The following is an 11,058-nucleotide window of genomic DNA, read 5'->3' as shown; positions in this document are numbered from 1 at the left end:
CCTTCCTTGCGCCTAGCGCAAGGAAGGGGGCCTTCACGTACCTAGGCAAGGAGACATCACGGACTCACGACCCCGCGGGACCAGGCACGCGGCAAGGCGGTCATCGCGGCCCGTCCCCCACTTCCTTGACGAGGCGCCGCCGGTCGATCTTGCCACTCGCGTTGACGGGGAAGGTATCGACGTGGCGCATGGCGGTGGGGACCATGTATTCCGGGAGGCGGCGAGCGACGGCGGCGGTCAGCTCGGTCGTGTCGGCAGGCTCACCGGTGTACAGGGCGTGCAGCACGGTTTGCGCGCCCGGCGCCGGTGCGGCGACCACCACGGCGTCCCGTATACCCGGGTACGCGCGCAGCACCGCCTCGATCTCGCCGAGTTCGATGCGGTAGCCGCGGATCTTGACCTGGTCGTCCAACCGTCCGATGTGGACAAGGTCGCCGTGTTCCCGGCGGACCCGGTCGCCGGTGCGGTACCAGTCGTCCACCCGCGGTGTTCCGTCGGCGACGACGAACGACGTTTCGCCGCGGAAGAACCGGCCGCGGTCGTCAGCCGGGTCCAGGTAGCCGTCGAAGCGCTGGCCGCCACGCACGCACAGCTCGCCGTCCTCGCCGGCCCGGCCGTCCTCGGTGACCAGCACCGCGTCGAGCGCGTCGTGCACGCGGCCGATCGGCACGGTGCCGTTGGACGTGTCCGGCCACGACCCGTGATCGGCGGGAAGCCGGTACGCGGTGACCGTGACGGTGAGTTCAGTCGGGCCGTAGGCGTTCTCCAGCACACTGTTCGGTGCGGCGGCCGCCCAGGCACGGGCCTGCTCCATGGTCAGTTGCTCACCGGCGAAAACGCTCCAGCGCAGATCCGGCATCGCGCCGGGGCGTAGTCCGCGCAGCCGCCCGGCGAGCGACACCACCGACGGTACCGAGTACCAGTGAGTGATCCGCTTGCCGGTGACAAACCTGGCCGGGGTGAGTACTTCCGCGTCGGACGGCACCACCAAAGTCGCGCCGGTCCCCCACGAGACGAACAGGTCGAACACCGACGGGTCGAAGGTCAGGTCGAAGGTCTGGGACAGCCGGCAGCCGGGCGTGACCGCGTAGCGCTCGACGCAGTGCGCCACGTAACCGGCCACATTGCGATGCCGGATCGGCACGCCCTTGGGCGTTCCGGTCGAGCCGGAGGTGAACAGCAGGTAGGCCACGGCGTCGGGATCACCGACGTAGGGCGGATTCCACGGCTCGGGTAGTCGCTCGGGCCACGCTCCGGTCAGTGGCAGCGCGACGGCGCCTGTGCCTGCCACCACTTCCACCGCGGCGTCGTCGTCGACCACCACCACGTCGACCCCGGCCGCCACGCAGATGGATCGGTTCCGGTCGGCCGGGAACTTCGGATTGAGCGGGACGACGACCGAACCGAGCCGTAGCGCCGCGAGGTAGCCGGCATAGGTGGCGAGGCTGCGCGCGGCCAGCAGGCCGACCGCGCGCGGACGCCTGCCCGCGGCCCGCACCAGCCCGGCGGCCAGCCGTTCGGCGAGCAGCCGGAGCTCGCCGTAACTCAGCACGTCGTCTTGCACCTCGATCGCCGTCGCGCCAGGACATCTTCGTACGGTGTCGAGGAACCAGCCGTACATCGTCCCTTGTGGATCGATCACTTCCCGCTCGTCTCAGCCGGGGCATCGGCCTCGGCGATCGCGTCCGCGGTGATCACCCGCAGGAACGGGTAGATCATCAGCAGGCAGGCGATCGCGAAGAAGCCGAACGCGACTTGGAAGCCGAACAGCTGGGCGAGCCCACCGGCGAGTCCCGCACCCACCGGGACCATGCCCCAGGAGATCAGCCTGCTCGCCGCGCTGAACCGGCCCAGCAGCTCGTTGGGCACCAGCGACTGGCTGATCACCCGGGAGTTCACCGTCCACATCGTCCCGCCGACACCCGCGAAGAACGCGGCGATGCCGACCGGCCAGACACTGGCGGGCGTACCGGGTACCAGCGCGGGCACCCCGACCATCACCACCGTGCCGATGATGTCGACGAACATCGCCCAGCGCCTGCCGATCAGCCGGTTGACCGGGCCGACCAGCGCCGTGCCGAGCACACCGCCGGCACCGAGGCTGGTCAGCAGGAACCCGTACTGGGCGGGGGTGAGGGCGAGCGGCCCGCCGACCGCGTACGCCGGGATGAGCGCGTACCAGGCCGCCCAGCAGCTGGCCATGACCGTGATCAGCGCGGCCATCGTACGCAGCAACCGGTGCCGCCACAGGAAGGTCAGGCCCTCGCGGATCTCCGCCCTCGCCGGACGGCGCTCCTTGCCCGGCTTCACCGCGAAGTCGCCGACCAGCATGGTCAACAGCAACGCACCGAACAGGTACACCGCGGCGCTGGTACCCAGAGCCAGCGCGAACCCGGCGGCGACCAGGAATCCGCCGACCGGCGCGCCGACGAAGCTGAACGTGACGTACTCGGTCGCGGTGAGCCGCGCGTTCAGCGACTGCCATCGGCTCTTCGGCGTCACCGACGGGATGATCGACATCGCGGCCAGTTGCGCGACCACCTCGGCGACGCCGAGCACCAGTGCCACGGCGAAGATCAGTGGCAGGTTCACGGTGCCGGACGCGACCGCGATCAGTACGATCGCCATCGCGGCCATCCTGCCGAATTCGGCCCCCACCATCAGCGACCGCCGGTTCTTGCGGTCCACCAGCACGCCGATATGCAACGCGGTGATCAGCCACGGAAGCGTCAGCATGATCGCCACCGCGGCGATCAACGCCGGCGCGTCGGTGACCGTGGTGGCCAGCAACGGAAGTGCCACCCGCATCACCGCGTCGGCGGTATTGGTCGTCCCGGTGAACGAGATCAGCAGCCACTCGTTGCGTCGCGGCGACGCCGTTCGGGTCTCGGCGGTCGCGATGGCGGGAACATTCGAGGGTCGCTCGGACACAGCATCTCCCAAGGTCACACGGATTGCGTCGCGGTGGTGCGGAGCTGGTCGATGGCGCGGGCGATCTCCGTGATCACCGGGGCCCGGAGGATGCCGTAGTGATCGGCCTCGACCCGGATCAGGCGCGGCGGTGCGGTGAATCGCGCCAGCCAGTGGTCCACCTGCTGCTCGGTCAGCTCCGCACGGACGAGCAGTGCGGGCACCGCGAGCGGCCGTTCGCGGACGTACGAGCCGACGGCGTCGGTGTGCCGGTTGAACGTCGTCCAACGCTCGATGAGCATCGCGACCGAAACCGGTTGCCCGCTCGCCGCGGCCAGCCGGGCGGCCAGCACCCGCATGGTCAGCTCGGGATCGCCCGGCGTGGTCCGCGCCGGCGTGCCGTCGAGGGTCACGCCGAACGTCGCGGCCATGTTCTCGGCGAAGACCTGGTACACCACCGCATCCCGGAGCTCGATGGGGATGTCGTGCCGGACCGGTGGCGTCGAGTCGAGCAGCACCACTGGTGCCGGGGTGCCCTGGCCGGTGGCCGCCATCTCGAACGCGATCTGCCCGCCCATCGACCAGCCGCCGAGCAGATCGGGACGCAGGCCCTCGGCGTCGAGATCGGCGCGGAACCGCGCCGCCATCGCCGGAATCGAGTCCAGCGCGGTGCGTTCCTGTGAAGCCGTGACACGCCAGTCCCCCGGCAGTTCCGCCACCAGCTCGCGGTAGTCCTGCACGCTGCCGCCCGCGCCGGGCAGCAAATGCAGATGCGGACCGCCGCCGTCCCGGAGGACGACCAGGGTGCTGCCGTCGTCGGCATCGGCGTCGCCGTCGAGCTGCTCGGCGGCCTTCCGCGGGGTCGGTTCTGTGAGCCACCTCGTGATGTCCAGCACCACGCCGCTTTCCGACTCGATGGCCGACGCGAACTGGACGACCTTGAGCGATCGGCCGCCGGTGGCGAAGAAGTCTTCGTCCGCCCCGGTCGGCGGAGTGCCGAGCACGTCGGTCCAGACCCGGCGAACCTGGTCGAGCGTCGCGGACTCCGGCATCTCCGTGGTGTCCAGATCCGCCGTGGTGATGGTGTGCTCCAGATAGGCGGGCGCGGTCTTGGACCGGATCTCGATGGTGCCGACCGGCAGCTCCGGGTCGACGCCGCCTTCCGCGAGGATCCGGTCGATGTCCTGGAACAAGCGCTGTGCCGTCGAGTGGTCGAACCGGCCGACGTTGTACTCGGACTCGACGATGTACTCGCCGTCGAAGTCGAACACCCCGAACCCGAGGTCGGTACGGGCCGCCCGGTTCGGTGCGCGTTGCAGCTTCAGTGCGACGTCGCCGAGACGCAACCCGACGCCGATCGATCCGTACCAGGTCACCAGGATCGGGATCGCGTCCCGCAACCGGGCCTGCGCCGATTCGGTGAGTGCGCCGTACACCAGGGAGAACGGCACCGTCTGGTGCGCGAGGCTGTCCCACATGCCGTCGCGCACCTTCTCGATCACGGCACCGAACGAGTCCTCGTCCTCGACGATGGTCCTCGTGACCAGGACGTTGGCCAGATACCCGACCAGCGCCTGGTCCTGTGGCGTCATCCGATTGGCGCTGACCAGTCCCGTGCACACCTCCGGTCCGGCGCCGCCGCGGGCGAGCACCGTCTGCAGCGCGGCGAACAGCACGCTGAACGGTGTGGTGAAGTACCGCGTGGCGAGTGTGCCGATGCCGTCGACGGCCTCCTTGCTGAAGACGAACCGCACCATCCCGCCTTTGTTGCCGGTGCCGGTGTAGGTGTGCCGGTCGGCGACCAGCGTCGTGGTCACCGCGCCGTCGAGCTTCTCGCGCCAGTACTTCAAGCTCGCGTCCCAGCGGCCATCCGCGCGGGCGGCGTTCGAGGAAAGGATATGTTCCCGGAACGACACCGGGGGTTCGGCGCCGAACACCGGCTCCTTGCCGTCCACCGCCGCCGCGTAGGCCGTGGCGAAGTCGTCCATCATGAGTTGCATCCCCCAGCCGTCGACGAGGGCGTGGTGGACGGTGACCAGCAACTCGTGCTCGTCGCCGACGGTCACCGCCACCAGCCGTGCCGCCGGGGCGACGTCCAAGGCGAGCGGACGCTCCTGGATCTCCCCCGCGATCGACCTCAGCAGGGGCTCCACCGGCACCGAACCGGGATCGTCGATCGTGATCCACTGCGGCTCGACGTCGACGTGGTCGACGATGGACACCATGATCGCGCCGTCCCGGTGATGCAGACTGGCACGCAGCGCCTCGTACCGGTCCACCACGGTCTGCCAGGCGAGCCGCAGTGCGTCGAAGTCCAGCGGCCGGTCGGCCTTCAGCGGCCAGGTCTGGTTGTAGACGGATTTGTTCTTGGCCCTCTGGTGAATCCACCACAACATCTCCATGAGGGCACTGGCCGGGATCATGCCGGTGTCCGTCGCGACAGGAGCGTTCAACGGAATTCCTTTCTGGTTCCTTAGCGAACGGTCGGCATGATCTCTTCGGTCAACCCTTTGCGATCGACCTTTCCGTTGGCGGCCAACGGAATACTGTCGCGCCGGTGATAGCCCCTCGGGCGCATGTACACCGGGAGGTCCTCAAGCAGCCGGGCGAATTCGCTCTCGTCCACGGGATCGCCGGCATAGACGGCATGCAGGTCCACCTCGCCATCAACGGCGGTGAGTACCACCACGACCACTTCGGCGATCGACGGATGCCGTCGCAGCGCCGACTCGATTTCCCCCAGTTCGACCCGGTTGCCCCGGACCTTGATCTGGTCATCGACGCGGCCGAGATGGACCAGCTCGCCGTTCTCCCGGCGCACCCGGTCACCGGTGCGGTACCAGTGCTCGGGGGTCAGCGGCTCCGTACCGTCATAGACGCTGCCCTGCTTACCGTCGAAGGCCAGGAACCGCCCGGCGTTTTCACCGGAGTCCAGGTAGCCGGGGAAGCGCTGCGAGCCACGGACGCACAGTTCTCCGTCCTCGCTCTGCCGGAACTCCTCGTCGAGCAGGGCGTAGTCCAGATGCGGGAAGATCTCACCGATCGGCATGGAACGGTTGGATGTGATCGGCCAGTCGGCGCGCTCGGCCGGTACCTCGTAGCCGGTGCAGATGACGGTCAGTTCCGTCGGCCCGTAGCAGTTGTGGATCTTCGCGTTGGGTGCGGCGGCCCGCCACACCTCGACCTGTTCGAGGTTCAGCGGCTCGCCGCCGAACATGCCCCGGCGCAGGTTGGGCATGCTGCCCGGGGCGAGTGCTCGCAACCTGCGGGCGAAGGAGATGATCGACGGCACCGACAACCAGTGTGTGAGGCGCTTCTCGTTGACGAAGCGCACCGGAGCGAACACCTCGTTGTGCTGCGGGACGCACAGCGTCGCGCCGGTGCCCCAAGTCGCGAAGAGCTCCACGATCGAACCGTCGAAGAAGAGCTCGAAGGTCTGCGACACCCGGCAGTCGTCGGCGAAACCGAACCGGCGGATGTTGTCCTCCAGCAACGCGGAGACGCAGCCATGCGTCACCGGCACGCCCTTCGGGCTCCCCGTCGAGCCTGACGTGTAGATGATGTAGGCGACGTCACCGTCGCCGGAACCGATCTCGGGCAGTGGCTCGCCGCCGTCCAGCAAGGCCCGCCACCGGTCACCGGTCAGGTCGACGATCGGAATCCCCGACTGCCGCGGATACTCCGGCAACTGTTTGGCGGAGGTGTCGTCGACGATCGTCACGTCCAGACCGGCGTCCTTGGTGATCGCCAGGTTCCTGGCGACCGGCGCACCCTGGTTGAGCGGCACGACGGCCGCGCCGACCCGCTGGATCGCCAGGTATCCCACGTAGCTCGCGAGACTGCGTGACGTCAGCAGGCCGACCCGGGCGGGCCGTCGGCCCGCGGCCGACACCAGGCGCACCGCCATCCGTTCGACGGCGGCCCGCAACTCGTCGTAGGTCAAGGTGAGACCGGTGACCTCGATCGCCGTCGAGGAGCCGGCGCTCGCCACCGTGTCGCCGAACCAGTCATAAAGTCTGCGAGTCGTCATCGCGCGTCTCCGTCCTGGCCGGTGGCGGCCAGATCGGCGAGCCAGTGCTTCAGGTCGGCGACCGTATGCAGGTCGACCAGCCGGGTGGCGTCGATCTCGGCGTCGTCGTCGCCTGCCACGTCGACCGCGAGACGCAGTAACGCCAACGACTCCAGACCCGCGTCGAGCAAGGGGGTCGAGTCGTCGAAAGCGAAGGTCGCATACCGCGCGATAAGGGCGTCGAGCTCGACAATCGTGTCACTCATGGGCATTTCTCCATCGAGCCGGGGCTTCGTCACCGAGACCATCGCCGCCGCGGTTGTTCTCTCGATGTACTCGGGCTCTACGGCCGTTGTTTCACCTGACGGCCGGCCTTCCAGACGTCGGTCACATGTGCCGGATCGGCGAGGACATCGATGTCCAGCAACGGATCCGCGTCCAGCAGGAGCACGTCCGCGTCGTGGCCGGCCAGCAGCCGTCCAGAGCGCGGTGCCTGCGGTCCGAGCGTGGCGGGCGCGGTGGCGGTGGCCATCTCGATCGCTTCCAGCGGGGTGGCGCCGCCCTTGACCATCAGCGAGAGCTCGATGCCACCCTTACCCCACTGGGTGGGCCGGTCGGGGCCGGTCATGGCAAGGTCGGTGCCCAGCGCGATGGTGACGCCTGCCTCGCGGGCGAGGGAGATCGCTTCGAGATGCCGTCCGGACACCTCTTCGAGCTTTCGCTTGGCGTACGGCGGAACCAGATCGCTGGTGAGCAGCAGATGGATGATCGCGCGGGCGGGCACCAGGATCGCGCCGGTCTCACGCATCGCCGCGGCGGCTTCCTCGTCGAGGTAAGTGCCGTGCTCGATGGTGCGCACACCCGCCTTCAGCGCGGCCATGATGCCCGGCTTGCCGTGACAGTGTGCGGCGACCACCCGGTCGGCCTGGCCCGCCACCTCGACGATCGCGGCCAGCTCCGCGTCGGTGAACTGCTGGTGCATCGGATGGTCCACTTCGGACAGAACACCGCCGGACGCGAATACCTTGATCAGCTTGGCGTTGTTGCGTAACTGTTCGCGTGCGGCCCGCGCGCACTCGGCAGGTCCGTCGGCCAACCGCAGCTCACCACCGAGATGGCCGAAGTCGTTGATCCACGGGACAGGGAAGCCGTGGATGTCGCCGTGACCGCCGGTGGTCGACAGGGCGGTGCCGGCGCTGTAAATCGTCGGTCCCTCGATGGTGCCCTCGGCGACGGCACGGGCCAGGTGGATACCGAGACCGCCGACCTCGCGGATGGAGGTGAAGCCCGAATCGAGGCAGGCCCGCAGATCCGACACGCAGCGGGCCGACCGCAAAGCGATCGGCTCATGCATCAGATCGTGCAGGTCCGCGCTCCGCAGACCCATGAAATGCCCGTGACAGTCCCACATTCCGGGCATCACGGTATGCCCGCGGGTCACGTCGGCGCCGGGGGTGTCCGGTGCCTCGGCACGCGGACCGGCATAGCTGATCCGATCGTCCTCGACGATCACAACACCATCGGGGATCGGCGTGCCGCGGCCGGGAACCAGTTGGGAAGCTTCGATTCGTTGCACCATGCGGGTCAGAGAAGCAGACCACGACCGGTTCGGTCACCCGGCGACGGTTGCGCACCGCGGATGGTCGCGTGCGGAAATATGATCGTCAGGAACGGGTGAAATCCATGATCCAGTTGAGCTCCCAGTTCGCCCCGTCGTCGATCGAGAAGGCCTGATCCCAGCGCGCCGAGTTCTCGGTGATCTCCGACCAGGTGAACCGGACCCGCACGGGTGCGCCGCCCTCAGTGTCCTCGCCGTAGAAAACACCGCGGCCGTCGGTGAACTGGCCGACGACAGGGGGAAAGAGGGTGCCGGTCTCACTGCTCGCCCAATTCAGAGCCCATTTCCGGGTGGCCGGGTTGAACAGGCGCAAAGTGAGCCCCCGCGTGCCGTCCGGGAAAATGATTTCGTCGACATTCGCCATTCCGTCGAAAAGGGTCCAGCCCTTCGCGGGTGCCGTGAACTCGACCCAGTCGTCGCTCCCGGCCAGTCGCTTGGTCAGGCGGCGGTTGAGGACATTCCAGGTGCCTGCGAGAAAATCGAAATCACCCATGTGGCAACGGTAGCACGGCGTCAGACGGCGGCCAGGCCACTCGAAAACGCCGACGCCCCGCTGCGAAAGCACGGGGAGCTTTCGCGGCGGGGCGGGTGGGGTGGCCTAACCGTTCAGGAGGACCGGCAGCGAGACCAGGCCGTGCATGATGGTGCTGGTTTTCCACTGGAGCCGCTCCGGTTCCGCCGCCAGCGCCAGGTTCGGGTACCGCTCCAGCAGCCTGCCGATGCCGATCTCCACCTGCAGGCGCCCCAGCGGCGCACCGGCGCAGTAGTGGATGCCGTGGCCGAAGGCGAGGTGGCCGCCGAGCCTGCGGGTGATGTCCAACCGGTCCGCGTGTTCGAACTTCTCCGTGTCCCGATTCGCCGAACCCAGTGCCACCACCACGATCTCGCCGCCGGGAATGGTCACGCCGTCCAGCGGGATGTCGTCGGTGGTGAACCGGAAGGTCGCGAGGCTGACCGAGCCCTCGTACCGCAGCAACTCGTCGACCGCGGCGGGCAACAGCGATCGATCCGCCTGCAACCTGGCGAGCTGGTCCGGATGGCGGAGCAAGGCGTACACCCCGTTGCCGAGCATGCTCAACGTGGTGTCGTGCCCGGCCACCACGAGCAGGAAGACCATGGCCACCAACTCGTCCTTGCTGAGCCTGTCCCCCTCCTCGGTGGCCTGGACCAGGGCACTGAACATGTCGTCGCCCGGGTCGGCGAGTTTCGCGTCGATCAGGTCCTCGGTGAACCTGGCCACCGCGGCCGAAGCCGTGGCCACCTCCTCCGCGGTGTGGCTGGCCCCGACGAGGGTGTTGGTCCAGGAACGGAAGACCTGACGATTCTCGGACGGCACGCCGAGCAGTTCGGCGAGGACGGTGATGGTCAGCGGGGCGGCCAGCTCCTCGATCAGCTCCACCTCACGCCTGCCTGCCATCCGGTCGAGCAGCTCGTCGGTGATCTCTTCGATCCGCGGCCGCAGGAGTTTCACCCTCCGCTCGGTGAACGCCTTGCCGACCAGTCTGCGCAACCTGACATGGTTCGGCGGATCGCTGTTGAGCATATGCGCGGCCAGCTCGTCGTCGACGGCGGCGGGTGCCTTGTCCGGCGACTCGGCGTGCCTGGCGAAGAACTCGTTGACCCGGCGCCCGTCCTTGCTGATCCGCGGATCGGCCAGCAGGACGCGAGCGTCGTGGTAACGGGTCACCATCCACACCTTGATGCCGTGCGGCATCATCACTTCCCTTGGTGGGCCCGCGTCTCGTAACCGCGCGTACAACGTGTAGGAATCCTGGACGAAGTCGGCCGAGAGTCTCTCGACCTTCGTCGTTCGACGGCTTTGCATCAACGTCCTCCACGCACCCGGCTGGCCGGGCACGGTGTCTTGTTCAGGTCGGGGTCATTCGGTGGGCGCCAGTACCTCGCCGGTCGCCACGTCGACAACGCGGATCGCTTCCCGCGGACAGGAGTCGGCGGCGGCAAGCACCTCCTCGTCGGCACCGATCTCGACGTCGATCGGCTGCGACCTGTCGTCGACGATCCGGAACCGGTGCGGAAGGTCCCCCACACACACTCCAGAACCTATGCACGAGTCCTGGTCCACGAGGATTCGCCAGCGGCGACCGCTCTCGGTCATGTCAGTCTCCTTGGAATCGCACGGCGCCTTCGAGCGTTCGTTCACGTTCAACTGCCGCCCGGAACCAGTTGAACGGCGGGGCCCGATCGTTCAGGGGAACACCTTGTGACGCAAGGCGTCCAGCTATCGAGGGGCAACGCGAGTACTCGGGGCCCTGATCTCGCCTTGTCTATGAAGGATTTGGGACACTCACCGTCCCAAATCCTTCATAGACGCGGACAGCTGCCTCCGGACCGACCACCTGCGCGTGTTGCGAAGGTGCCTTTCGCAACACGCGAGCGGGCCACCGACACCCGAGCACATGCGTCCATTATGGACAGTGACAGGTGTGGCGACAGGGGTACAGGTGGCGTCGCCTGCGGGGGTCGTGAGTGATTTGGGTCGTTCTAACGACCCAAATCACTC

The 11,058-nt window shown here is 68.0% G+C and carries 9 protein-coding genes; all 9 read right to left on the bottom strand.

Annotated elements, in window-relative coordinates; all coding sequences use genetic code 11:
- Positions 1-100: 100 nt before the first annotated feature.
- Positions 101-1,642: an amino acid adenylation domain-containing protein gene (locus AB0M65_RS37435; RefSeq protein ID WP_364039121.1), complete on the bottom strand. Its 1,542-nt coding sequence runs from the start codon at positions 1,640-1,642 to the stop codon at positions 101-103.
- Positions 1,639-2,931: an MFS transporter gene (locus AB0M65_RS37430; protein ID WP_364039118.1), complete on the bottom strand. Its 1,293-nt coding sequence runs from the start codon at positions 2,929-2,931 to the stop codon at positions 1,639-1,641. The genes AB0M65_RS37435 and AB0M65_RS37430 overlap by 4 nt, the downstream gene beginning before the upstream one ends.
- A 14-nt stretch (positions 2,932-2,945) precedes the next feature.
- On the bottom strand, positions 2,946-5,363 hold the full coding sequence (locus AB0M65_RS37425) for a condensation domain-containing protein (RefSeq protein ID WP_364039115.1): 2,418 nt from the start codon (positions 5,361-5,363) through the stop codon (positions 2,946-2,948).
- A 20-nt stretch (positions 5,364-5,383) separates the two neighbouring features.
- Entirely contained in the window at positions 5,384-6,940 is a 1,557-nt protein-coding gene (locus AB0M65_RS37420) for an AMP-binding protein (protein WP_364039112.1), read from the bottom strand.
- Positions 6,937-7,185: a phosphopantetheine-binding protein gene (locus tag AB0M65_RS37415; RefSeq protein ID WP_364039109.1), complete on the bottom strand. Its 249-nt coding sequence runs from the start codon at positions 7,183-7,185 to the stop codon at positions 6,937-6,939. The genes AB0M65_RS37420 and AB0M65_RS37415 overlap by 4 nt, the downstream gene beginning before the upstream one ends.
- 77 nt (positions 7,186-7,262) lie before the next feature.
- Positions 7,263-8,498 carry an amidohydrolase family protein gene (locus AB0M65_RS37410; RefSeq protein ID WP_364039106.1) on the bottom strand — a complete coding sequence of 412 codons (1,236 nt, stop codon included), beginning with the start codon at positions 8,496-8,498 and terminating at the stop codon, positions 7,263-7,265.
- Between the two features lie 85 nt (positions 8,499-8,583).
- Positions 8,584-9,030: a hypothetical protein gene (locus tag AB0M65_RS37405; protein WP_364039103.1), complete on the bottom strand. Its 447-nt coding sequence runs from the start codon at positions 9,028-9,030 to the stop codon at positions 8,584-8,586.
- 105 nt (positions 9,031-9,135) lie between these two features.
- Complete coding sequence (locus AB0M65_RS37400) at positions 9,136-10,362, bottom strand: cytochrome P450 (protein ID WP_364039100.1); 1,227 nt, start codon at positions 10,360-10,362, stop codon at positions 9,136-9,138.
- 54 nt (positions 10,363-10,416) lie between these two features.
- Positions 10,417-10,653 (bottom strand): ferredoxin, encoded by a 237-nt coding sequence (locus tag AB0M65_RS37395; RefSeq protein ID WP_364039097.1) that lies wholly within the window; start codon positions 10,651-10,653, stop codon positions 10,417-10,419.
- Between the last annotated feature and the right edge of the window lie 405 nt (positions 10,654-11,058).

The organism is Amycolatopsis sp. NPDC051071, from assembly GCF_040682875.1.
In the GTDB taxonomy this organism is placed as follows: Bacteria; Actinomycetota; Actinomycetes; order Mycobacteriales; family Pseudonocardiaceae; genus Amycolatopsis.
The sequence above is the reverse complement of the archived record's forward strand: the minus strand, read 5'-3'. Positions and strand labels throughout refer to the sequence as shown.